Below are 24,252 nucleotides of genomic sequence, written 5' to 3'. Positions count from 1 at the left end.
AATCGACCGACGTGATCAGTTGATGAACGGCTTCGATGTCCTGAGGTAATTCAGTGACACCGTATTTACGGTTGACCCACTCTTTGCATAGGGTCTTGTGTTCTGTTGCTGAGGCCATGATAGTAATTACATTGTTGAATTAATTGGTGGTGGTTTTATACTTGGAATATTTGAATCCTTGTGAGATGTTCTTGGCACATCTTGAGAATGGATACTTGTAGCAGTTAATGACTGGTGATTATTGATCGCGTACAGATAGGCATGGAATAGAGGTGTTCGCAATAAAGAAAGCTTATTGCGAACAGACTGGATTGGTTGAGAATATTGATTGCTATTGATTGGCTCTAGTAATAAATACTTATTGATATGCCCTTGATCCTGTCCAGTAGCCCTGTGATCTATGCAGTAACTCTGGACATTTGGCCAAGCTGGTTTACCAATCCGACTCGAACAGCATCATCAATCCCTGAGATCCCTTGCTATCACTGGGCTATCGCGTCATGCTGTCAAAGGCGCAGGTCCCGAGCGCGTACAGGAAATAAAAAAAATCCAGCTCCGGTTCCAGCGAGCCTTGCACTTATGCCCGAGTGCATACATATATGTATCCCTTCGAACTTTGCTCAGCCACCCGCCGCCAGCAGACCGGAATGGGGGGTCGCGCCAGGCGGTGCGTATATAGATATGACCTCAGACATTTGTCATTTTTTATCGGGTTAAACGATGATAACGGACAAATAATTAGTGCCAGTTATATCAACTTGTCATTACCAATTGAAGGCTGATTTGTGGGCTATTTGGGGTGATTGAAGAAATGAAAACCCACTGCCGTTGTAGGGGCTTTGATGAGTTAGAAGCCCCATGTCAAGCATTTACTCACAAATACATTGACTACCAAAAATGGTGTTCTGTTTACAAAGAATGGTTTTCTGTATTAACCCCCCAGACACGCCTTCCAGTTCCTCATCACTGAGCTGGTTGATCTTATCAGCAGTGATTTCGTGGCCATGTTCTTTAGCAATGCCTACAACATCTTCAGGTGACTTAGCTGCTTTTAGTTTCTCCTGAAGATTGGAATCACCTTTGACTTTGGAGAGAAATGCCTTGAGTTGTTCTAGGGACATGGGTATTAGGTCTGTTCAGCATTTATAGCAACGGTCTGCTGTAGTGTCTTTAGCTAATGCTTAAGCGCTCAATCGTGCCAGGTATTAAAGTTTGCTTTGTGTTATTTATTATTTATGCAAATGGGGTAATCCCAAGTGCACCATGGATCCCCGCCCTGAGGATTAGCAGATCCGGCACCACCAAGGATAGCCTCTAGCTCTTTTTCAGAAATGTTTTCTCGAAGTAAATTTATGTCGTCAGGCGTGATAGAGAAACCAGCAGCCTTAGCAATAGCTACAACATCAACACGCTCAGCCTTGAGCTTCTCCTGAAGGCTGGTGTCTGCTTTGACTTTTTCGAGGAAGGCTTTGAGTTGTTCTTCTGACATGGGTATCGGGAGTATCTAGCGGTTATAGCAACAATACCTTGAAGTGTCTTTGGCTAATAATTACTGCGCACAATCGTGCCAGGTATTGAAGGCTGATTGATGGTCTTTTGGGGGTGATTGAAGCAATAAAAAGCCCCTGCGTTTGCAGGGGCTTTGATTCATCCTTCAATATACTAAAGTCGCTAGGCTCTAGGAGGTCGGCACCGTCCCCAGCTCACATCAATAAGGTCCACCGCCAGCTAAGCAATGCCGCCAGATTCTTAATCCAGATACTTAATTGAGCACTCAATAACAATGCCGCCAGCCACGCCTTCCAGTTCCTCTTCACTGAGTTCAGCGATCTTATCAGCAGTGAATTCGTGGCCGTGTTCTTTAGCGATGCCCACAACATCTTCAGGTGACTTAGCTGCTTTTAGTTTCTCCTGAAGATTGGAATCGCCTTTGACCTTGGCGAGGAATGCCTTGAGTTGTTCTAGGGACATGGGTATCGAGAGTCTTTAATGGTTATAGCAACACCCTGCTACAATATCTTTGGCTAATATTTACAGCGTTCAATCGTGCCAACTTGAAGGCTGATTTATGGGGTTAGTCAGACTATTGATGTAATAAAAAGCCCCTGCTAATGCAAGGTCTTTGATTCATCCTTCAATACGACAGTGGCGACCAGTTCTTCGAATTCCTGTCCACACATGATTTCCAGCATCCGCCGCCAGCCACGCCTTCCAGTTCCTCTTTACTGAGTTCACCGTCAATCTTATCAGCAGTGAATTCATGACCATGTTCTTTTGCAATTCCTACGACATCGTCAGGTGACTTAGCTGCTTTTAGTTTCTCTTGAAGATTGGAATCACCTTTGACTTTGGCGAGGAATGCCTTGAGTTGTTCTAGGGACATGGGTATCGAGAGTCTTCAATGGTTATAGCAACACCCTGCTGCAATATCTTTGGCTAACAATTACTGCGCTCAATCGTGCCAGGTATTGAAGGCTTATTTATGGGATTAGTTGGGCTATTGAAGCAATAAGAAACCCCTATCAATGCAGGGGCTTTATTGAGTTAGGCTAAATTCGGACAACTTGTCAACACGTTGGTTATCTCACAGTTGCCTCCACCAGACAGGCCTTCCAGCTCCTCTTGACTGAGCTCTTCGATCTTATCAGCAGTGAATTCATGACCATGTTCTTTTGCAATTCCTACGACATCGTCAGGTGACTTAGCTGCTTTTAGTTTTACTTGAAGATTGGAATCACCTTTGACCTTGGCGAGGAATGCCTTGAGTTGTTCTAGCGACATGGGTGTCTAGTCTGTTGAGTAGTCATAGCAACGTTCTGCTGCAGCGTCTTTGGCTAATACTCCTGCGCTCAATCGTGCCAGGTATTGAAGGCTGATTGATGGGGTTAGTCAGACTAATGAAGCAATAAAAAGCCCCTGCTAATGCAAGCGCTTTGAATGTGTAGGCTTAGCCGGTTGCGCAGCTCTCCAGATTCCTCTGTTTTATCACTTTTTGTTCAGTCACACCTCCACGTATCAGCACACTCCCACGTGGGGCATCCTGGCGTGCAAAATGTTTCTACACCTCCAGCCGCAACTTCCAGCTCAGCATCAGACAGGGCTTGGCGACGCTCTTTTAAGTCTTCTGTGGAGATCGAGAACCCAGCAGCTTTGGCAATGGCTACAACATCAGCTCCTTCTACTTTGAGCTGTTCCTGTAGTGAAGTATCGGCTTGAACTTTGGCGAGGAAAGCCTTAAGTTGCTCTTCTGACATTTGGAATAGTCCAGATATTCCATCATAGCCAAACCTTCAAAAACGGACAATTAAAGGCTCTGTAAGCCGTTTAAACATCAAATGGATGTATCACCCATAGAACCAATTACAGGCACCTTGTAGAGGCTTCTGGCGAAAGTAGAAGTCGTTATAACTAGGATTTAGCGGTCCGGTATTTGGCAGTGTACCTCTCATAGAAAGAACCTCTAGCAGCAGCTACGCCACAGTTATGATTGAACTGCTTTTGTGAAAGGTTATAGGTAGATTGTTGAATAGCTCTTTCAGCTAATTCTCGTTCTCTTTGTGTCATTAGTTTTAATTTTTTTATTTTTTCAGAGTCAGCTCGCTGGCTCGCTGGTGCATATCACCTTGGGTAAGTTGGAGTAATGAAGGGACGCAGCCTGTCTGTGTCACGAAATTGCTCCTAGTTGATGTATGAATAAGTAACGATTAAATGCTGCATCGTATAATTCTTCAATCAACTGGGAAAAGCTTCAAGAGGAATCGAACCTCTTTGGTGTTACCAAACAAAGCTAGGTTTAAAAGTTGTGGCCTTACATGTCAAAGACTGGCTAAAGCTTTTTCCAATGCCACGAATTATTTATTTCAGGTGCAATCAGCCTGTGATATCTTCTATTAGATCCCAGACCTTTTGAGTTTCCCTTAACAGCACCTCATCTGGAAATTCACCGTAGGAACGATTAGAAGAAGAACCACTAGACGAACCATGACCACAGACTTCATCAATGATCCTGGCATCACAGCCTGCTCTTCTAGAGAGTTCAATGAAGGTGTGCCTAGCACTATGTAAGACAACATCGGTATCTGGAATTAAGTCTCTTAGTCTTTTCCTTAGTATTCTTTGATTGCGGTCAAGACGCTTGTAGGACTTAGGTAATGGAACACGACGGTAACTAGACAGTGTCTTAGGTCTGAAGATGAGTTTGTCATTCTTCCAGACCTCATTAATGACGAACATGTCTTTGTCAACTACACCGTGCTCTAGCTCTTCAATCCTTAGACCCATCATTGTGAGGAGTAGTGCTTCAGGATGCTTGTGTTTGATCAAGCAAAGCTCATCATCAGTAAAGGAACGTCTGTCAGACTTATTCTTAACTGAGTAAGAGATTGATTTAAAGAGGTTTACTTCAAGATGATCTAACTGCACGAGCACTTCCGTGATGGCAGAGAGATTCTTTAGGTAAGAGGCAACAGTGTTGGGTTGTTTGCCTAGCTCCTCTTGGTCTTCAATGAAGTCCCAGATCAGTTGTTTAGTTAGCTGATGAGGTGATCCATAGGGTTGGATCAGTTTGATCTGAGCTGTGGCGTGTTTGATGGAACCGGCTGCCAGTGGTCTGGAATTAGTGCGGTTCTTCAGCTTGATCCACAGCTGCATTGCCTCTTCCCAGTCCACAGGGATGGGTTTACCGGTGCTGAGAGCCTCGTAAACCAGCTTCTGCTTCTGGGTTGGGTTGGGCATGTCAAAGCCAACCAACAGGTCAGTGAGGATTGCTGGGTTGTCGTCATATCCCCTGTTCGCCTCTACGTGCTCTCTGAGGTCTGCCAGCCCATTGGGCTTCTGCAGTGCCTCTAGCTCCCGTTCAAGCTGCAGGTAGGTAGGTCCGTAGCGGGTCAGAGCAACGTTGTAGCTAGTGGTCTTAAGGCTTCTGGTGAGGCATGTTTTACCGACAACCTCTCGTAGCCTTGGCGGCACGATCAAACGGCAGTAATAAGTAGGCCCCTTGGAGGTCTTGTAGGGACCTTTTCTGTTCCTCCCCATGGGCTTAGCAGAAGCTCAGCACGGATTTAGTGTGCCCTTTAGTGTGGTTAGTTTAAACCCCAAACCTGTTGCGGCAAGAGGTTTTGACAAAAAGTTGGGCATCCGGTAGATTCCGCCCGATCCGCATTGCTGTTCATGCTCGCCGTCGCTGTTCTGGCCGCAGGCAAAGGCACCCGCATGAAGAGTGCATTGCCGAAGGTGTTGCAGCCTCTTGCAGGAGCCACTCTGGTGGAAAGGGTTCTTGCCAGTGCCGGCAATCTGCAGCCTGAGCGCCGGATCCTGATTGTTGGCCATCAGGCCGGTCGTGTTGAACAACAGTTGAGTCCTATCGGCGGGCTCGAGTTTGTGCTGCAGGATCCTCAGAACGGCACGGGCCATGCCGTGCAACAGCTGCTTACGCCACTGCAGGATTTTGAGGGTGAGCTGCTGGTTTTGAACGGCGACGTTCCGCTGCTGCGTGCGGAAACCATCGATAAATTGGTGGCAACCCACCGCAGCAGTGGTGCCGATGTGACGCTGCTGACGGCACGACTGGATGATCCCACTGGCTATGGCCGAGTTTTTGCGACTGCTGATGGCATTGTCAGCGCAATCGTTGAGCATCGCGACTGCAGTGAAGAACAACGCTGCAACAACCTCACCAATGCGGGCATCTACTGCTTCAACTGGCGCAAGCTCGCGGCCGTGCTCCCAACGCTGAGCACTGACAACGATCAAGGAGAGTTGTACCTCACCGACACCGTTGGCATGCTCGATCGAGCCATGCACCTGGAAGTGCAGGACTCCGACGAAGTAAACGGCATCAACAACCGCCGCCAGCTGGCTCAATGCGAGGCCCTGTTGCAGCAGCGCCTCAAGGAGCACTGGATGGACGAGGGCGTCACCTTCATTGATCCTGACAGCTGCAGCCTGAGTGAAACCTGCCAGTTCGGACGCGATGTGGTGATCGAAGCTCAGACACACCTGCGTGGAACCTGCCAGATCGGCGACAACTGTCAACTAGGACCCGGCAGCCTTCTGGAGAATGCGGTTCTTGGTGATGGTGTCACCGTGCTCCATTCGGTGATCAACACGGCTGAGGTGGGACGCAACACAACGTTGGGGCCGTTTGCCCACCTGCGTCCGGCGGCAGCAATCGGCGATGACTGCAAGATCGGCAATTTCGTGGAGGTTAAAAAGAGCACCATTGCCAGCGGCAGCAAGGTGAATCACCTCAGCTACATCGGCGATGCCGAGCTGGGAACCAATGTGAATGTTGGAGCTGGCACGATCACGGCCAATTACGACGGCGTCAACAAACACCGCACCGTGATCGGTGACAACAGCAAAACAGGTGCGAATTCAGTGCTGGTCGCACCGATCACCCTGGGCAAGAGTGTCACGGTGGCCGCAGGTTCAACACTCACCAAGAACGTTGCTGATGGCGCTCTCGCCATTGGACGCGCCAAACAGATGATCAAAGAGAACTGGTCTGCAGAAAAGCCCTAGAGCCAAAACTCCGAGCCGAGCCTTCACCAGATCTGTTGAGCAACATCCTGGCTGCTCCCAACCATAGTTGGAGATGAAACCTGCACCTCTAGGCAAGCAACCTCAGCACTTTTGGGATCTGTCAGCCTCAATCATCAGCTGACGCTGAACGTTCGATCCACTACCAACAAGGGTGTCGTGGATGGTGAATTTGCCATCAATCGCGGCCGACAGACTGTCAGAGAAGGATCGTGCACTCAATGACACGACCAATCCGGTTCCTGACGTCCGACCTCATGCCTGAGCATCGATGCCGTCGAAGATTGTTCTCAATGCCGATCTGAACGTCTGTTCAGCACTCAGATCCTGGGTCGGGAACAACAGTGAAGTGCTCAAAGGTTTCGATCTTCTGGTTGCCGAGGATGTGCTTGAGCGCATGACCAGCGGCGGAAGCCTCGACAATCTCGCTGTTACGTCTTCGCGAGCTATCGCTGATGGGGGCGATATCGAACTGGCCGCGACGATTCTCCACGGCGATGTCAGCGGCCTTGTCCATTTCCCTGCCCCAGGTGCTGAACGGGCCGGAGATGTGCTTGCAGAGCCCCTGCTACGCGCAGCGCTGCTCAACAACCTGCCGATTGCTCTCAATCCCGCCACCGCGTCGGCAATCCTTCGTGGCATCAAGGGAAGTCGCCGAGGCTTTCTGATCTTCAACCCCGTCGCCGGGCAAGGTGATCCCAACGCCGAACTCGCCGAGATCCGCAACTATCTCGAGCCGCAGATCATGCTTGAGGTGTGGATGACCAAACCCGGGCTGGATCCGGGCGTGCAGGCCCACGAACTGATCAAGGAGATCAACGCCTTCGATCAGGAGGGTCAGGGTAAATCGCTGATCATTGCCTCAGGTGGCGATGGCACGGTGGGTGCCGTGGCCAGTGCACTGCGAGGCACGGACATTCCACTGGGCATCATTCCCCGGGGCACGGCCAATGCCTTCTCCGTGGCGCTGGGAATTCCAACGTCCGTCAAGGCTGCCTGCACCAATCTGATCCTTGGCAACACGCGGCTGGTGGATGTGGCGCTCTGCAATGACAAACCGATGATCCTGCTGGCAGGACTTGGCTTCGAAGCCGGCATGGTGAACAAAGCCAGCCGCGAGCTCAAGAACATGCTGGGACCGATGGCTTACATCTTTTCGGGAGCCCGGCAGCTGGTCGAACAGCAACCCTTCGATGCCAAATTGATGATCGATGGCGAAACAACGGAAGTGCATGCCAGCGCCATCACCGTGGCCAATGCCGCGCCGGCCACATCCGTGATGGCTCAGGGATTTGGACAAGTGATCCCCGATGACGGCCAGCTTGAGGTGATCATCGCTTCGCCACGGGGACGGATGGGCGGATTCTCGGTGTTATCGAGCCTGGCGAAATCGGCAGTTCTCAAGAACAGCGCCAACAATGCCGATATCTTCTGCGTACGAACCCATCAACTGAGCGTGACGCTTCCAAAACCGCAGACCATGGTGATTGATGGTGAGATCGAGGAAACCGACCGCATGACCGTGTCGGTGATTCCTGATGCGCTGAAGGTCATCGCACCGATCCGTCTCAGCCCTTGAACCTCGCCAGCGACCCGCCGATCGAGCGCAAGATCATGCGCATGGCGCATCGTGTTCGCTGGCAGCACCCAGCGATCAGCGCTCGCGGGATTGACCAGACACGGCTGGTGATCGAGCAGCCAGGCATGCACAGCAAGGAGCACTCCGCCTTTCACTTTCTGGTGCTCGGCGACAGTGGAACCGGCCGCCATCGACGCCACAGCCCCCCACGACACATCGCTGAACGTCTGCTACCGCACAAAGACAAGGCCGCTTTCCTGCTGCATACAGGTGATGTGGTGTACCTGGTGGGCGCCGCGGCCCAATACCGCAACAATTTCATCCGCCCCTACCGGGAATGGCTTTGCGGCGGTGAGGACTGGGAAAGCATCAACCCGCAGAAACTGGTATTCAACAAGCCGTTTCTGCCGGTGCTCGGCAACCACGACTACTACGATCTGGCACCGATCATCTCAGCACTGGCCGGATTGACCCTGCCGCTGCGTCGCTATCTGCAGTGGTTTCACGACGTGGACACCGGATGGCGCGGATCCGATCAGGGAGGCTGCTTTGCCAATGCATTCATGGATGTGCTGTCAGATGTGCCCAGCAGCCAATTGGACGACTATCTCGACCGGCACTACAAAGCTGAATGGGATGGTCAACGCTGCCTGCATTACCAACCCGGCCATCACACCAGATTGCCGAACCGCTACTACCGGTTTCGCCATGCCGGTGTAGACGTCTTCGCGCTCGACTCCAACACCCTGATTGCTCCGTTGAGCAGTCACGATGACCAGGGGCTGCTGCGACAACAGCTGAAATCTCTGGACGAAAAGCAGAATCGCTGCCTCAAGGCCCTGTCTCTGCAAACCCGTGACGAACAAAAACGAGATCGATTGATGGACGATCTCGAAACCCTGCAGGAGGAACGGCTCGATCTGCAACGGAGGCTTCACCATCACGCCGCCGAGGATGGCGAACAGCTGACTTGGTTGCGCGACGGACTGATCGCATCCCATCGGGATCCCAGTGCACGCGGCCGGATTCTTACCCTGCATCACCCTCCCTACGTGACAGAGAGAACCAAATGGTCTCAGGCCGACACACTCGGCATCCGGCAACGTCTGCGCAATGTTCTGGATGATGTCAACACAGCCCTCGGCAAACAAAGCCGAAACATCCGCACCGTCGATCTCGTGCTCAGCGGACATGCGCACTGCCTGGAGATTCTGAGAACTCACGACACCGGTCACGGCGATTCATTCACCAACTGGGCTGTCTGCGGTGGCAGCGGCTACAGCCTTCGTGACCAACGCGGACAGGGACCGCACCTGAGCGAATCACAGAGCAACGGAAAGCAGCAACGAGTCGCCAGCAGTGACCTTTATGTGGGCAGAAGCTGGGCTGACTGTGATGGCGGCAAGGCTTACAGCGCCCTGCGAGTCGACATCAGCGAGGGCAGTCCTCTGCAGATCCGACTGACTCCCCTGATCTCCAATCGAGAGGAGGATGGCTGGAATGAGGTCACGATGGATCCGATTGAACTGCCACAGGCTGATCAACTCAAAACAATGTTCTCAACTACCGATTGAAGGATTAGCAACACTTGTTGCAGGCCAGATCAACCAGGAAAACTGATACGAATCCCCCGATTCTCTTCAGGTGTTGCTGATGGCCTGAGGCTGATCATGCGTGACTTTGGGTGCATCCATCACTGGATCCATGAACGATCAGAAGCGCTACACAGTGAGTTATCGCGATGCCAGCAGCCAGCGGATCGAGTCCTGTTATTACGCCAGTGATGCATTCGAAGCCAGAGTGCTGGCGATGGAAGCGGTTCCCTACATCCGCAACCATCCCCATTCCATCGATCTGATTCGCTGCGAAGACGCCAAGTCAGGCGAGATTGCGGCCTAAGCCCCAATCCTCAAGGTTGCTTGAGCAAAGGAATCAATCGCTCAAGAGCCACTCCGCGGCTGGCCTTGAGCAACAGCGTGTCGCCCGGCTGCAGCCATTGGTTGAGTGCCTCTGCAGCCAGTTCGGGCGACTCCACAAGAGCAAAGCGGTTTAAAGGCTCCGCCGCTCGCTGCATGGCAGCGGCCTCCTCTCCCGACGCCACCGTCACCAGACCATCCAGTCCGAGCTGGACGGCTCTAGAGACAACGGCCTGATGCAGCTCGATGCTGCTGGCGCCGAGTTCGAGCATGGTGCCGAGTACGGCGAATCGACGACCAGGCTGCTGCGCCAGAAGATCCAAAGCTGCGAACACGGCTTCCGGCGAGGCGTTGTAGGTCTCATCCAAAAGATTGAGTGTGCCGATGCTCAGGCGCCTGTTGCGGCCACCGGGAACGCTCACCTCGAGGCCCTGAAGATCGGCCAAGGGAACACCGAGTTCCGAAGCAACAGCCAGAGCCAGCATCAGGTTGCGGGCATTGTGACGCCCCTCCAGCGGACAGGAGAAGCGCAATCCCTCCAGGTTGAGCAGACCCTGCTGTGGCTCATAAACCCCGGTCAGATCCGCAGCGGGACAATCACTCTCATGGAGGCCAGCGTCTCCATCACCCTCAAGGGCAACACGCAGCGTGCGTCCATTCCAGCAGCGCGACAGGGCCTCTTCCAGCAGGGGATCACCTGCTGGAATCACGATCACTCCCTGGGGAGACAGAGCGGCTGTGATCTCACATTTGGCCGTTGCGATGGCTTCACGGCTGCCAAGCCGACCGATGTGAGCCGTACCAATGTTGGTGATCACGGCAACCTGCGGCTCAGCGCAACGGGAGAGACGTTCAATCTCACCCAGGCCGCGCATGCCCATTTCCAACACCACAGCAGCATGGCCTTGGTGTGCACCCATCAGGGTGAGCGGCACGCCGATGTCGTTGTTGTTGTTGCTGACCGTGGCCTGAACGTCTCCAAGAGGCTCCAGCGCTGCACGGATCAGCTCACGGGTGGTCGTCTTCCCGGCTGAACCGGTCACGGCCACAACGCCGGCCTTCAACTGACGCCTGTGCAGCGTTGCCAGCTGCTGATAGGCCCAAAGCGTGTCTTCAACCTGCCAGTGCAGCAGACCCTCCGGCAGGGGACCGTTCCAGTCACTGGCCACAACGGCAGCTTGCGCTCCCAGTTGCGAGGCTTGGTTCAGAAAGGTATGCCCATCAAAACGCTCACCGCGCAGGGGGATGAAGAACGCACCCGGTTGCAGCTGACGACTGTCAGTGCAGACAGGCCCGAGCTCGCGCTCTAGATCCGCAGCTGTTGCCGGACCTCCCTCGGGACGCCCCCAGAGCTGCACAAGCTGAGCAAGCTGCAGCGTCATGGCGAAGGCAACGGATCGAACATGATCATGCCGCCACCCACCCGAGCCGGTCTGGCCAGTAGATGCTGATCGACATCTTCGAGGGTGATGGCGTCATACCCCTGATCCTGCAGTGTCTGCCACCAGCTTTCAGCACGCTCGCGTCGGAGAGCCTGAGGCAGGTCCGACCACAGATCTGAATCCACAACCAGTACCGCAGCATTCTCAGCAGGAACAGGACGCGCGGACAGCAACAAGCCCGTTGGAGCAGCGCTATCAGCATCCACTTGCGCCAGCAGTTTCAACAAAGGATCCACCTGCAGGACAGGCGGCTCAGGCTTGAAGGATTCGAGAGGCTCAGGTGCCGGTGATACAAGCGGCATCGGCAACTGTTGAGGAGACGCTGGCGGAGAAATCTGGGGTGGATCTTCATCAGCCGGCAAGATGTCCGACTCTGTCATCAGCGGGCGGGCCTCAGGCAGTGGTGTCGTGCGAATGCGTTCGACAGCCGGAACGGGATCTGCATCGGTGACGCTCAACGCTGCTCTCAGCTGGACGACACCGAGGGCAAGCACCAGCAAGCCAACGGCCAGCAGCAGAGGCCAGAACAGAGGGGCCAGATCCTGCGGCCAGAATCCAGGAGTGGAGAGATCACCTTCACGATTACGGCGCCAGAGTTCCTGAAAGCGCAGGCGCAGATCGGCAGCCGCAGCTGGAAGGTCCTGACGCAGGGCTTGCCAAGGGCTCTGGTAAGGAGCCGGAAGCGAACGGTCATCCCTTGCGTCCTGATCCTGCATCACTCAAGCATTGGGGGATGGATACCCGGTGCTGCCCAGTCAGTGCACAGCAAATCCCCACCCATCATGGCCTTTTCTGACGGCGATACGCTGGTTTTAGGAGCGTGACTGACGCAGCAAACGGGCCAGGGGGTTGCGACTGCCGCGACCGCGGCCATCGGCTTGCGGTGCTTGATCGGACTGCGGATCAACGGCTCCGTTGCGTGATGGATCAGCGTCCTGGCCCTGAGAGAAACGCTCGACAGCCGCCGCATCGGGACCGGGTTCCTTCAGACCGCACACATCCTTATACATCTGGTCGTACTCCAGTGCCGAGCGCGCCCAGCTGTAGTCCTCACGCATGCCTCGCAGCTGGAGCTGTTTCCAGCTGTCCTGATGTCGGTAGGCCTCCCAGGCACGAACCAGCGCGGTGTAGAAGTCGACAGCTTCAAAGCGATCGAAACAGAATCCTGTCCCGACAGCGTTGCGGGGATCATGCGGCGGGACGGTGTCAACCAGCCCCCCCACCTTGCGAACAACAGGCACACTGCCGTAACGCATGGCATTGAGCTGACTGATACCGCAGGGTTCAAAACGACTCGGCATCAGGAAGGCATCACTGCCGGCATAGATGAGTCGGGACAGTGCGTCGTCGTAGGTGAGGAACACCGAAACCCTGCCGGGATGTCGGGAGGCGAGCTGCCACAGACCGGACTCCAGGCCTCGTTCACCGGTCCCGAGCACAACAATCTGGGTATCGGTGTAAGCCAGAAGTCGATCGGCAACCTGAAGGAGCAGATCCACGCCTTTCTGATCAACCAGGCGTGTCACCATGCCCAATATAAAGGCGTCATCGCGCACCTCAAGCCCCATCCGCTCCTGCAGTACGCGCTTGCAAACCAGCTTTCCACTGAGGTCATCAGCGCTGTAATTCGCTGGCAGGGTCTTGTCTGTGGCCGGATTCCAGGCCTCAAGATCGATGCCATTAAGGATGCCGCGCAGCTTGCCGGAGATGTAGTTCAGCAACCCCTCCAGTTTTTCGCCGTACTCAGAGGTGCGGATTTCCTGCGCATAGGTCGGCGACACAGCATTGACACCCTCTGCATAGAGGAGTGCTGCAGCCATCGTGTGGTCACCCTGCATGTACCAGGGGCACCAGGTCATGCGATCCAGCTTCCAGCGCCAAGGCCCCTGGTATTTGAGGTTATGGATGGTGAAGACCGTGCTGATTTCAGGGTCCTGATGCATCCAGACCGGGATCATCCCTGTGTGCCAGTCATGGCAATGCAGCACCTGCGGCTTCCACACATTCCAGGAAAATTCCGCCGCAGCACTGGCGAAGAAAGTGAAACGCCAGTCTTCGTCTTCGCCGCCGTAGATCCGCTCCGGATCGAACACGGGATGGCCCACCAGGTACAGAGGAAGGCCATTGGTGGGATGGCGGGTCTCGAACACTGCGAACTCAGTGCCCATGGTCTGCGCTCGCCAGATGGGTTCAGCCGGAATATCCAGCTGGCTCCAGAGCTTGCTGTAGCCGGGCATGATCAGGCGCACGTCGTGGCCGAGCTGGGTCAGTGCCGGAGGCAGGGAGCCAACCACATCGCCCATGCCGCCCACCTTCACCATGGGTGCACATTCAGCGGCGGCAAACAGCACACGCATGGACGATCGATCCGGCTAAGCGGCGCGACTGTAAGCGCAATGCCGTTTGATCAGGCCTGGTGATCAGTTCGATCAGGGCAGCACGGTGACCGGAGTGCCGACACGCACCAGCTCGAAGACCTCCTGCACGTTCTCCTCGTAAAGACGCACACACCCGTGGGACACAGCGCGACCCACCGTCCAGCGATAGGGGGTGCCGTGGAAGCCGGCCACCGTGCAGCCATCGATATCGAGGTACTGCTCTCCATCCCAGCCTTCGCGGCCTTTGCAGTCGCGGTAGAAGCCAATCCAGCGGCTGCCCAGAGGATTGGTCTCATCCTCCGGGCCTAGCTTCTTGCCATTCACCGGGTGGGTCCACACCGGTTTCTTCACCTTCTGCATCACGCGAAAACGGCCTGCAGGGGTTTCCCAGCCCACAGTGCCGACTGCGGCTGGAAAGCGTCGGGTGAGCACACCGTCGTGCAGCACAAGCAGCTGACGATGTTGACGATCAAGAACCAGTTGCAAACCCAGCCGCTGCAGCAGATCATCGGGAACCCGTTGCATGGATTCAGCGTCCGAGACCGGCGCAGCCAGAGGGGGGATCGGGTCGGGTTCGCGCTTGGAAGAGGGCTGAGTTGTCTGCTCGGCAGAGTCAACGCTGAGAGACTCACTTTCAACGGACAGCGCTGCCCCAGGAAGCGGCAACAGCAATGCGGCAAGAGCCGTCAGGCCTGAAACCAAGGGGATGCGAACCGGCATCGCTGCGCCAAGCAGGGGATTTGTCCCTGTTTAGCTAGGGCAACCAGGGAGAAGAAGAGAAATCGGGATCACGCTTCTCCAGAAAAGCGTTACGCCCCTCCTGACCCTCCTCCGTTCGGTAGAAGAGATGGGTGGCCTGACCCGCCAGCTCCTGAAGCCCGGCCAGACCGTCGGTCTCGGCATTGAAGGCAGCCTTGAGGCAGCGGATCGCCGTGGGGCTGTGCTGCAACACCTCCTGGGCCCAGCGAACACCCTCGGCCTCCAGCTCCTGCAGGGGAACCACAGCATTGACAAGCCCCATGGCGAGTGCCTGCTCAGCGCCATAACGACGACAGAGAAACCAGATCTCCCGCGCCTTGCGCTGGCCCACCACCCGGGCCAGGTAGCCGGCACCGAATCCACCATCGAAGCTGCCGACCCTCGGTCCGGTCTGGCCGAATACGGCATTGTCGGCCGCCAGGCTGAGGTCGCAGAGCAGGTGCAGCACCTGGCCGCCGCCGATCGCATAGCCCGCCACAAGGGCGATCACCACCTTGGGAAGGCTGCGGATCATCCGCTGCAGATCGAGAACATTGAGGCGCGCAAGACCCTGTTCATCGAGATAACCGCCATCGCCACGGACGCTCTGATCACCGCCGGCGCAGAAGGCATAGCCACCGTCTTCTGCAGGTCCGACCCCGGTGAACAACACCACGCCAATGCTGCTGTCGTCACGGATGCGGGCGAACGCATCACAGAGCTCCGCCACGGTGCGGGGACGGAAGGCATTGCGCTTGCGAGGTCGATTGATGGCAACCCTGGCGATGCCTGAGTCGTTGCGATCAAGCAACACATCCTCGTAGTGCCCCCAGGGTTGCCAGATCACCCCCGGATCACCGGGTAAGACCGCGCGGGAAAACGAGTCAGCCATGGCAGCGACGACGATCAGGCTTCCGTTGTACCGCCCCGGGACTGCTGAAGTGCGGCGACCGTGAACTCACGCAGCTGCCGGCGCAATTCAGCATCGGCGGTTCGATCAGTGCAGATGCGCAGCAATGCCGTGCGCTGCTGTGCCAGTCCCCACTCCAGAGCTGACGGCAGATCCTCAAGCCGGCTCAGCTGACGAGCGGGCACCGCATGGGCCGCTGCCAGAGCAAGGGGGTCCAGGCGCTGGGGCATGGCGAACAGCTGATCGAACGAGCTGGATGCAATCGAGGCAATCGGCAGCTGGGCAAAAATCCCGCCACCGGCGTTGTCGATCAGCAGCACCAGCAGAGGGGGGGAGGGTTCGCTGGCCAGCAGCCAGCCGTTGCTGTCGTGCTGCAGCGCAAGATCACCGCAGATCAGCACGGTGGGGCCCTGAACACGGGCCAGGCCGATTGCCAGCGACAGGGTGCCGTCGATGCCGGAAGCCCCGCGGAAGCTGAAACAGCGACGTGACCCGAGATCGGCCGCAGCGAAGGTTTGCCAGTCGCGCACAGGACTGCTGGCGGCGAGCATCAGCGGCAGCCCCTGCGGCAACAGTGCAGGCAGGGCCTTCATCAGTGCGGGCTCAGTGACACCGCCTGCAGCCGGCAGGTGCTGATCCAGAACGCCTCGCACCTTTGCATCGGCCTCACTCCAGGCCGAGAGCAGCTCCCTGCAATTGAGAGGAGCGAAGCGGGCATCAGCGCTGACGGCGTTCCACCAGGCCGCCAGGCCACTGCTGCATTGCCGCGACAACCCCAGTGGATCAAGGCAGCGGGGGTCGCCTTCAGTGATCAGAAGCTGGCCCGAACCAAACCTGCGTAACCAGCTCTCCAGACGCCGGCTTGCAGGAAGTGGACCCAAGCGCAGAACCTGAAGGCCTGCCTCAGCAGCCGGCAGAAACTGCGGCAACAGCAGCTCCCAGTGGCGAATCAGATTGGGCAGGTCTGCGGGAATCGCGGCCAGCTGGTCGGCCAGCACAGGCCAGCCGGTGGATTCGGCGACAGCCCTGAGTGCCTGCTGATAAGCGGGCCTGTCTGCTTCAAGGCCTCGCCAGGGTCCGGCCACCACCACGCCGGGACGGGACCATTCGAGGCGATCGGTTGGTGGGTTGGCAGCCGAGGCCGATGGCCGGCGAAGCTGCCCCTGCTGAGGCACAACGCAATCCCAGCCTGACCAGGCCCGTTGCTGGTCTTCGCGGCTGGGATGCAGGGGCTCCTCGAAGGGGAGATTGAGGTGCACCGGTCCGGGTTGGACGAGCGTCTGCAGCCAGGACTCGCTCGCCAGCGAGTCCAGCTGGGTTGGCGAGAGCCGGTGCAGACCCTCCAGGGGGCCAGTCGAGAACAACCGACAAACGGGTGCCAGAAAGTCCTCCTGATTGACCGTCTGGTTGGCACCGCAGTTCTTGAGGCGCTGCGGACGATCGGCGGTGAGCAACAGCAGCGGCAGACCTGAGCGATCGGCCTCCACCGCAGCGGGCAACAGATTGGCCACGGCAGTGCCTGACGTGGTGATCACAGCCGCAGCATGACCGGATGCAGCTGCCATACCGAGGGCGTAGAAGGCGGCGGAGCGCTCATCAATGGCCGTGGTCAGCCACAGGACTCCCCGATCAGCCAGGCCACCCGCCGCCAGCGCCAGTGGTGCGGAACGACTGCCAGGGCAGAGCACCACCCTTTCCAGCCCTTGCCGCTGCAGGCACAGCAACAGACCGATCGCTGCAGCAAGATTGTCGGCGGCGTGACTCAGACCTGATGCCGAGGCTGATGCGATCCTCGGTCAACGCCAACCCTCATTGCTGACGCTGCTGATGAGCGAACCGTCCGCCGACTCCACCAAACGTCAGGGGAGCTGGCGCTCCTTGCTGATCTGGGTGCTGCTGGCACTGCTGCTGCGCTGGATCGTGGTGGAGCCGCGCTGGATTCCATCTGGATCGATGCTGCCCACCCTGCAACTGCAGGACAGGATTCTGGTGGAGAAACTGCGTCCACGCTTTGACCGGGCGCGCCATCAACCACTGCCCCTGAACAGCATCGTGGTGTTCAGGGTTCCCGAGCCGCTGGTGCAGGCCGGCTATGACCCGGATGCGGCCTTGATCAAGCGAGTGGTGGGCAGGCCCGGTGACCTGCTGGAGGTGCGTGATGGCCAGCTCAGGCGCAATGGAGAAGCCGTGAATGAGCCCTGGCTGAACGAAGCCATCAACTACGAGATGGCTCCGGTCACCGTGCCAGAGGATGAGCTCTGGGTTATGGGTGACAACCGCAATGCCAGCCTTGATTCTCACCTCTGGGGGCCCTTGCCGCAGGCGGATGTGATCGGAACGGCAATCCTGCGCTATTGGCCGCTCAGCAGGTTCGGTCCGATTCGGTTCTCCCGACCGGACGCCTTAGTGACGGAGAGCACAGCTGCGATAAGGTCTAGGGCATGACGGAGATCGATGGGATGTTCAACCCTGAGTTTCTGACCACTGACAGCCAGGAGGGTCAGCCCGTCAATGGCTTGATTCAGTACCTGCAGGATCAATCACCTGACGTGCTTCAACGCGTGGCCAAATCGGCCAGTCCGGACATTCAGGACATCATTCGCCACAACGTTCAAGGTCTGCTGGGAATGCTTCCCGGTGAACAGTTCGAAGTGAAGGTGACCTCCAATCGCGACAATCTGGCCAACATGCTCGCCTCGGCGATGATGACGGGTTACTTCCTGCGCCAGATGGAGCAACGCAAGGAGCTGGAAGAAACTCTTTTCGGCGACGATGAGATGGCGATTGACTCTGATTCAGATCTCTGAATCCGACGAGTTGCTGACTTGGATCAACGCTTCAGTCGTTCAAACACATTCACGACTGAGAAGCGTTGGGAACAACGCCGAGATCGAGCAGCGTTTGATCAATGCTTCCGAGGAATTCCCAGTTGCCTTCACTGGGGGCCCATGGCCTCATCATCAGTTGTTCGCGCAGCTGCACAATCTGCAGGGTTGAAAACGCGAGGGGAGCTGAATAGTGGGCCGGCACCAGCCAGCGCACCTCCTTCAGCTGCTCCACACACGCGAGCCAACTGATCAACGCCTGTCGTTCCCGCGGGAGAACCAATCGCTCCAGCACCGGGGCCACCTGCAATCTCGGTTGGTCGTCTCCCATCAGGGCGTCAGCGGAGTCAAGCCATCCTGGTTTCCAGGCAAAGGGATAGATCCCGAAATGGGCCCGCGCACTGCGCAGCCCGGGGCGGAAAGCATGCCGGATCACCTGCAGCAGGCCGGGCACATCGAGGGGTTCGGGGCGCAGGTAGGAGGCAAACAGCACAAGCCGCGCCCAGCCACGGCGGCGGTTGTCAGGAGTGTCCTCAAAGGGTTGATCACCGCGATCACGGGCATGAAACAGCAATGGAGTTGGATCGCGCTCAAAGACCTCCGGTGGTTGCGAGGAAATTCCCAGCAGAGCGTCTGTCACCAGTAAGGCACCGGATGGGCGATGCAGACAGCTCACCTCCTGAAAGCAGCCGACACCCAGGTCAAGGGGGCCAAGTGAAATCCACTCGCACACCTCGGGATGGGGAACACCATCGTCGAGCAGCACCCGTGTTCTGGCTGCGGGGATCCCAAGCCAGGAGAGTGGGAGCTGAAGCGGAAAGCTCCACTGGTTGGGGCAGACCCAGAGATCAGCATCAGGAAAGGCCCGGGCCAGAGGACCCATCGGCAATTTGTGCTCCAGGCCCGAGGCTGTGGGCAACACGATGCTGCACACCGGACCGTGCTCAGATTCAAGGGTGCGAATCAAAGCGCGGAGCTCGCCGGTGGGAGGCAGCGGATTCACCAGCATCAAACCGCCGGGAACCTTCACCACCGTGAGCCGGATCGGGACCGCCACGTAATACACGCCCTGAAGCTGCTCAAGGCTCCAAACCTGTCCTGGAATCAGCTCTTCAAAGTGAGTGGCACGGCGGCCATACGGATACAACGGCAGCAGCGGCCACCAAGGCCAGCGCTGATCAGCAGGATTCACACCAGCTCCAACCACCACGCTTCCCATCAATGCAGTGATTCTGCAGAGGAATCGATCAGGCCAGGGTCAAACCACCCACTCCGGCGCAGAACAGCACCACCCGCCACGCCGGTTGCCGCCAGCTCACCAACAGCACAAACGCCACCAAGGCCAGGCTGAACTCAGCGCCACCGCGGATGCCTGTTTGCCAGACGGGTTGAAACAACGCTGCAAGCAGGATGCCCACCACCGAAGCGTTGATGCCCAGCAGGGCTCGACGCATCGGAGCCAATCGGCCCAGGTCACTCCAGAAGGGCAAGAGCCCGCCAATCAACAAGAACGAGGGAAAAAAGAGGGCAACGAGCGCCATTACAGAACCGGTAGTGCCCTGAAGCCCAGGCTGCAGATCAAAACCAAGAAAGGCCGCGAAACTGAACATCGGCCCCGGCACCGCCTGGGCGGCGCCGTACCCCGCCAGAAACTGCTGCAGGTCAATCCACCCGCTCGGCACCAACGCTTGCTCCAACAGGGGAAGCACCACATGGCCACCGCCAAACACCAAAGCGCCCGTGCGAAGGAATGCACTGAGCTGCTGCACCTGCAGCGGCCTGGCCTCAGCGGACAGCCAGGGCAGGGCCACCAACAGCAGCACAGCAACACCAAGCAATCCAACCGCCACCGAGCGCCGAAGCGGAACCACGAGACGTTTTGTTGCCAATGGCTCCAGAGCAGGCGGCGTCAAGGCACACAACCCCACCAACCCTCCGAGCAGTAAGGCCAACAGCTGAGCCCAGACGCGAGGCACCAACAGCACCAGCACGGCAGCGGCCACCATCAAGCTGGTCCGCTGCCGATCGGGAGCCAGTTTGCGCTGCAGGCCCAGAACGGCCTGGGCCACCACGGCCACAGCCGCCACCATTAAGCCATGCACCCAGCCCCCGTTCATCCAACTGGAATGGGCTGAGAGCAGCGACGCCGCCAGCACCATCAACACAGCGGAAGGCAAGGTAAATCCTGCCCAAGCCGCCAGACCGCCAAGCCATCCAGCCCGAATCAGACCTAAACCCATGCCCACCTGGGAACTCGAAGGTCCGGGCAAAAGCTGACAGAGCCCAACGAGATCGGCGTAGGCCTCAGTGGTGATCCAACGCTCCCGCTGCACAAAGCGCTCGTGGAAGTAACCAAGGTGCGCCACCGGGCCACCGAAGGAGGTCAGTCCCAACACGAAGAACTGAACAAACACCTTCAGCGGCAGGGGCATCTCGACACCAGAACCAGTAACGACTGCCAACAAACAACGGCCAGTGAGATTACGAAGTCCATGGCATCTGCCCAAGACCTCAACAGTGGTGATGAGGACCACACTGATAGCCATTCAGGCTGCGAATCAGAACTAGCCCAGATTCACGCTCAGTTGCACAACAAATCAGAGACAACTCAGGGCCAAGCCCTTGAAATTGATTTCGTATCTGAGAGCCAATTGGCAGCAGCGGCCACCAAGGCCAGCTCTGGTGATCATGTTGGGAGCCGTTTGACACCACTCAGTTGAGGTTTCGTACTCACGACTCTGCCGAGGAGTTGAGCCATACAGCGGCTGCTTTGAAACAGACCAGAAGCAACCGGAATTAGCAAAAGATCTGAAGCTGAAATCAATCACCAAACGTGTTGGGAATATTTCACACAAGGGACTCAATCAGCACAGTTGCTTCTTCTCTTGATAGGTAACCGATAGTACCAACCGCCAGCGGCAATGCTTATTGCCCTCTAAAAACAGGGAAGACACCAGTGAACCCTTGGCATCACTACCTCTATCTAACGTCGGAAATGATGTGAATGTGGAGCCCAGCCAGGTATTGACCACAGCGATGCACGCTGTGGATCAACGCCTGCGGCGTTGGCGATCAAAACCAGAGACGTGGCAAAAACTGCTGCTGGAGGTCTTTGGTCGTTCTGAGGCTGTTGAGCTCGGTGGCATCAGCATCGAGATTCTCGATGGCCAAACCATGGAGGGGCTGCATGGCGCCTACGCCCATGTAGGCCCGATGGGAGAAGAACGGATCTATCTCAATGCCGATTGGCTGAATTCAGCAAGCGCTACCGCAGTGGAAGCGGTGCTGCTGGAAGAGCTTGGCCATGCCCTTGATTGGCGAATCAATGGCAGCAATGACAGCTCCGGTGACGAAGGAGCGATCTTTTCGGCTCTGATCCGAGGCGTTGAGATTGCTGATGTGGAGAGAAGTCAGAACGACCATCACATCCTGAGCATCAATGGCCAGCGCATTGCGGTCGAGGCAGCCACCCCGACTCTTTCGACAGCTGCAAGCCCGGAACTAACGACAATTACAGAAGACCCTGGAACACCATCTGGCTCAGTTGGAACCCTCGTTTCCGCTCTGATTGATTCAGGCGGAAGCCTCAACAACTTCAGCGATGCCGATGGTGATTCACCCGCCATCGCCATTGTCAACACCAACCTCGCTGGTGGAACGCTCTACTACTCCACCAACAACGGCACGTCTTGGAGTGATGTCGGTGCTGTATCGGCGAGTTCAGCGCGGGTTCTCTATGCCGACAGCAACACCCGCCTGGCCTTTGTTCCAGCAACACATTTCACCGGAACGATCAGTGATCTGATCACCTTCAAAGCCTGGGATCGCACCGGCGCGGAGACAATCTCAACAAACCCATCACACACCGCCACTCTCAACACCTCTGGCGATGTCGTTGGCGTCACCCTCTCGGCCGATGGCAACACCGCCTTCGTTGCGGATGGCATCAGCGGCCTGCGGATCATTAATGTCAGCAACCCCGCCAGCCCGACCCTCACAGGCACCCTCGACACCACCGGCTTTGCCAGAGACGTCACCCTCTCCGCCGATGGCAACACCGCCTTTGTTGCTGATTTCGTCAGCGGTTTGCAGATCATTAATGTCAGCAACCCCGCCAACCCTTCACTCACCGCCACCCTCGACACCACCGGCCTTGCCAGGAGCGTCACCCTCTCCGCCGATGGCAACACCGCCTTTGTTGCTGATTTCGGCAGCGGTTTGCAGATCATTGATGTCAGCAACCCCGCCAGCCCAACCCCCATAACCACCCTCGACACCTCGGGCAGTGCCACAAGCGTCTTTCTTTCTGCCGATGGCAACACCGCCTTTGTTGCTGTTCTCGGCAGCGGTTTGCAGATCATTGATGTCAGCAACCCCGCCAGCCCAACCCCCATCACCACCCTCGACACCTCGGGGGCTGCCTATGACGTCACCCTCTCAGCCGATGGCAACACCGCCTTCGTGGCTGATGACACCAGCGGTTTGCAGATCATCAACGTCAGCAACCCCGCCAGCCCAACCCCCATAACCACCCTCGACACCACCGGCGATGCCTTGGGCGTCACCCTCTCGGCCGACGGCAACACCGCCTTCGTGGCTGATTACACCAGCGGTTTGAAGATCATTGATATCAGCAACCCCGCCAGCCCAACCCTCACCGCCACCTACGACACCACCGGCGTTGCCTTCGGCGTCACCCTCTCCGCCGATGGCAACACCGCCTTCGTTGCTAATGACACCAACGGTTTGCAGATCATTGATGTAGTCGATCCAGTCGCCAACGGCGCTACGGCGATAGCTACAAGCCCTTCGATTAAGGGCAACTTTGACACCTCAGGAAGGACCTTTGGCTTTACCCTCTCCGCCGATGGCAACACCGCCTTCGTGGCGGACTTCTCAGACGGCCTGGACATCATTGATATCAGTGATCCCACCAACCCAACGTTTAAGGGGAACTTTGACACTTCTGGCTTTGCCAAAGACGTCACCCTCTCAGCCGATGGCAACACCGCCTTTGTGGCCGATGGCTCTGACGGTCTGGACATCATTGATATCAGTGATCCCACCAACCCAACGTTTAAGGGGAACTTTGACACCACCGGCGATGCCTGGGGCGTCACCCTCTCAGCCGATGGCAACACCGCCTTTGTTGCTGATGGCTCTGACGGTCTGGACATCATTGATGTCAGTGATCCCACCAACCCAACGTTTAAGGGGAACTTTGACACTGCCTATGCCAGAGACGTCACCCTCTCAGCCGATGGCAACACCGCCTTTGTTGCTGATAACTCCAGCGGTTTGCAGATCATTGATGTCAGCAACCCCGCCAGCCCAACTCTCACCGCCACCCGCGACACCTCGGACCTTGCCTGGGCCGTAACCCTCTCAGCCGATGGCAACACCGCCTTTGTGGCCGATGGCACTAACGGTCTGGACATCATTGATGTCAGTGATCCCACCAACCCAACGTTTAAGGGGAACTTTGACACCCCTGGCACAGCCAATGGCGTGACCCTCTCGCCCGATGGCAACACCGCCTTTGTGGCCGATGGCGTAAAAGGATTGCAAATCATTGACGTTACTGATTCCTCTAATCCAAAAGATATTACAAATATTTCATCCAATAATATAGCCTATGCCGTCACTTTGTCTGCTGACGGCAACACCGCCTTCGTGGCGGACGATTCAAGTGGTTTGACAATTTTTGATGTAGGCGCAACACAATCTTTCTCTAGCGATAGCGATACAGCAAAAATCGAAGTTTCGAATGTCAATGACACTCCAACAGGTTCGGTCACCATCAGCGGCACGCCAACACAAGGGCAAACATTAACGGCATCAAACACCCTCGCTGATGCTGATGGCCTCGGCACGATTTCCAACCAATGGAAACGAGCAGGAACTGCAATTAGTGGTGCAACTTC

22 protein-coding genes are annotated in these 24,252 nt (G+C 56.7%); 7 read left to right on the top strand and 15 right to left on the bottom strand.

Translation table 11 applies throughout. The features are described 5' to 3' along the window. Nucleotides 1-869 precede the first annotated feature (869 nt). The 7 genes from SynBIOSE41_RS07040 to SynBIOSE41_RS07010 all read right to left on the bottom strand — a co-directional run bounded on the left by SynBIOSE41_RS07040 (nucleotide 870) and on the right by SynBIOSE41_RS07010 (nucleotide 5,034). On the bottom strand, nucleotides 870-1,121 hold the full coding sequence (locus tag SynBIOSE41_RS07040; RefSeq protein WP_186540174.1) for a Nif11-like leader peptide family natural product precursor: 252 nt from the start codon (nucleotides 1,119-1,121) through the stop codon (nucleotides 870-872). A gap of 101 nt (nucleotides 1,122-1,222) precedes the next feature. Beyond that, complete coding sequence (locus SynBIOSE41_RS07035; RefSeq protein ID WP_186540173.1) at nucleotides 1,223-1,489, bottom strand: Nif11-like leader peptide family natural product precursor; 267 nt, start codon at nucleotides 1,487-1,489, stop codon at nucleotides 1,223-1,225. 260 nt (nucleotides 1,490-1,749) lie between these two features. Further along, nucleotides 1,750-1,971 (bottom strand): Nif11-like leader peptide family natural product precursor, encoded by a 222-nt coding sequence (locus SynBIOSE41_RS07030; RefSeq protein WP_186540172.1) that lies wholly within the window; start codon nucleotides 1,969-1,971, stop codon nucleotides 1,750-1,752. A 163-nt stretch (nucleotides 1,972-2,134) separates the two neighbouring features. Beyond that, the gene (locus SynBIOSE41_RS07025) at nucleotides 2,135-2,383 is read right to left on the bottom strand and encodes a Nif11-like leader peptide family natural product precursor (protein ID WP_186540171.1); all 249 of its coding nucleotides are present in this window, start codon (nucleotides 2,381-2,383) and stop codon (nucleotides 2,135-2,137) included. A gap of 161 nt (nucleotides 2,384-2,544) precedes the next feature. Then, nucleotides 2,545-2,781, bottom strand: a complete 237-nt coding sequence (locus SynBIOSE41_RS07020; protein ID WP_186540170.1) for a Nif11-like leader peptide family natural product precursor — start codon at nucleotides 2,779-2,781, stop codon at nucleotides 2,545-2,547. 215 nt (nucleotides 2,782-2,996) lie between these two features. Continuing rightward, the gene (locus tag SynBIOSE41_RS07015; RefSeq protein WP_186540169.1) at nucleotides 2,997-3,254 is read right to left on the bottom strand and encodes a Nif11-like leader peptide family natural product precursor; all 258 of its coding nucleotides are present in this window, start codon (nucleotides 3,252-3,254) and stop codon (nucleotides 2,997-2,999) included. 616 nt (nucleotides 3,255-3,870) lie between these two features. Continuing rightward, nucleotides 3,871-5,034 (bottom strand): DUF6538 domain-containing protein, encoded by a 1,164-nt coding sequence (locus SynBIOSE41_RS07010; protein WP_186540168.1) that lies wholly within the window; start codon nucleotides 5,032-5,034, stop codon nucleotides 3,871-3,873. A 135-nt stretch (nucleotides 5,035-5,169) separates the two neighbouring features. Here SynBIOSE41_RS07010 and glmU point away from each other — a divergent pair, with 135 nt between their 5' ends. The 4 genes from glmU (at nucleotide 5,170) to SynBIOSE41_RS06990 (ending at nucleotide 10,018) form a co-directional block, all read left to right on the top strand. Further along, a complete protein-coding gene (glmU, locus tag SynBIOSE41_RS07005; RefSeq protein WP_186540167.1) occupies nucleotides 5,170-6,522 on the top strand; it encodes a bifunctional UDP-N-acetylglucosamine diphosphorylase/glucosamine-1-phosphate N-acetyltransferase GlmU in 1,353 nt (450 codons plus the stop codon). 289 nt (nucleotides 6,523-6,811) lie between these two features. Next, entirely contained in the window at nucleotides 6,812-8,119 is a 1,308-nt protein-coding gene (locus SynBIOSE41_RS07000; protein WP_186540166.1) for a diacylglycerol kinase family protein, read from the top strand. Further along, nucleotides 8,116-9,693 carry a metallophosphoesterase gene (locus SynBIOSE41_RS06995; protein WP_186540165.1) on the top strand — a complete coding sequence of 526 codons (1,578 nt, stop codon included), beginning with the start codon at nucleotides 8,116-8,118 and terminating at the stop codon, nucleotides 9,691-9,693. The genes SynBIOSE41_RS07000 and SynBIOSE41_RS06995 overlap by 4 nt, the downstream gene beginning before the upstream one ends. A 130-nt stretch (nucleotides 9,694-9,823) precedes the next feature. Further along, nucleotides 9,824-10,018 carry a hypothetical protein gene (locus tag SynBIOSE41_RS06990; protein ID WP_186540164.1) on the top strand — a complete coding sequence of 65 codons (195 nt, stop codon included), beginning with the start codon at nucleotides 9,824-9,826 and terminating at the stop codon, nucleotides 10,016-10,018. A gap of 10 nt (nucleotides 10,019-10,028) precedes the next feature. Here the strand turns inward: SynBIOSE41_RS06990 and murF are convergent, their stop codons facing one another. From murF to menD, 6 genes are all read right to left on the bottom strand, one after another. Continuing rightward, nucleotides 10,029-11,417, bottom strand: coding sequence for a UDP-N-acetylmuramoyl-tripeptide--D-alanyl-D-alanine ligase (gene murF / locus SynBIOSE41_RS06985; RefSeq protein ID WP_186540163.1), 1,389 nt, complete (start codon nucleotides 11,415-11,417; stop codon nucleotides 10,029-10,031). After that, complete coding sequence (locus SynBIOSE41_RS06980) at nucleotides 11,414-12,193, bottom strand: hypothetical protein (RefSeq protein ID WP_186540162.1); 780 nt, start codon at nucleotides 12,191-12,193, stop codon at nucleotides 11,414-11,416. Before SynBIOSE41_RS06980 ends, murF begins: the two co-directional genes overlap by 4 nt. A 96-nt stretch (nucleotides 12,194-12,289) precedes the next feature. Beyond that, nucleotides 12,290-13,834, bottom strand: coding sequence for a glycogen synthase GlgA (gene glgA, locus SynBIOSE41_RS06975; protein WP_186540161.1), 1,545 nt, complete (start codon nucleotides 13,832-13,834; stop codon nucleotides 12,290-12,292). 72 nt (nucleotides 13,835-13,906) lie between these two features. Next, complete coding sequence (locus tag SynBIOSE41_RS06970; RefSeq protein ID WP_186540160.1) at nucleotides 13,907-14,575, bottom strand: L,D-transpeptidase; 669 nt, start codon at nucleotides 14,573-14,575, stop codon at nucleotides 13,907-13,909. 34 nt (nucleotides 14,576-14,609) lie between these two features. Then, on the bottom strand, nucleotides 14,610-15,485 hold the full coding sequence (gene menB / locus SynBIOSE41_RS06965; protein WP_186540159.1) for a 1,4-dihydroxy-2-naphthoyl-CoA synthase: 876 nt from the start codon (nucleotides 15,483-15,485) through the stop codon (nucleotides 14,610-14,612). 14 nt (nucleotides 15,486-15,499) lie between these two features. Beyond that, nucleotides 15,500-17,230 carry a 2-succinyl-5-enolpyruvyl-6-hydroxy-3-cyclohexene-1-carboxylic-acid synthase gene (menD, locus tag SynBIOSE41_RS06960; protein WP_255476033.1) on the bottom strand — a complete coding sequence of 577 codons (1,731 nt, stop codon included), beginning with the start codon at nucleotides 17,228-17,230 and terminating at the stop codon, nucleotides 15,500-15,502. Nucleotides 17,231-17,330: 100 nt separating this feature from the next. Between menD and lepB the strand changes: the two genes are divergently transcribed. After that, entirely contained in the window at nucleotides 17,331-17,948 is a 618-nt protein-coding gene (lepB, locus tag SynBIOSE41_RS06955; protein WP_186540158.1) for a signal peptidase I, read from the top strand. A gap of 14 nt (nucleotides 17,949-17,962) precedes the next feature. Beyond that, a complete protein-coding gene (locus SynBIOSE41_RS06950) occupies nucleotides 17,963-18,310 on the top strand; it encodes a DUF760 domain-containing protein (protein WP_186540918.1) in 348 nt (115 codons plus the stop codon). A 49-nt stretch (nucleotides 18,311-18,359) separates the two neighbouring features. On the opposite strand, the gene SynBIOSE41_RS06945 is transcribed toward SynBIOSE41_RS06950, so the two are convergent. Beyond that, entirely contained in the window at nucleotides 18,360-19,547 is a 1,188-nt protein-coding gene (locus tag SynBIOSE41_RS06945) for a DUF4336 domain-containing protein (protein ID WP_186540157.1), read from the bottom strand. Between the two features lie 28 nt (nucleotides 19,548-19,575). Further along, a complete protein-coding gene (chrA, locus tag SynBIOSE41_RS06940; RefSeq protein WP_186540916.1) occupies nucleotides 19,576-20,760 on the bottom strand; it encodes a chromate efflux transporter in 1,185 nt (394 codons plus the stop codon). A gap of 574 nt (nucleotides 20,761-21,334) precedes the next feature. Between chrA and SynBIOSE41_RS06935 the strand changes: the two genes are divergently transcribed. Continuing rightward, a partial coding sequence (locus SynBIOSE41_RS06935) for an LVIVD repeat-containing protein (RefSeq protein WP_222930591.1) occupies nucleotides 21,335-24,252 on the top strand: 2,918 nt, incomplete at its 3' end.

Source organism: Synechococcus sp. BIOS-E4-1 (assembly GCF_014279995.1).
GTDB lineage: Bacteria > Cyanobacteriota > Cyanobacteriia > PCC-6307 > Cyanobiaceae > Synechococcus_C.
Note: the sequence above shows the minus strand (reverse complement) of the source record. Positions and strands in the feature narration are given on the sequence as shown.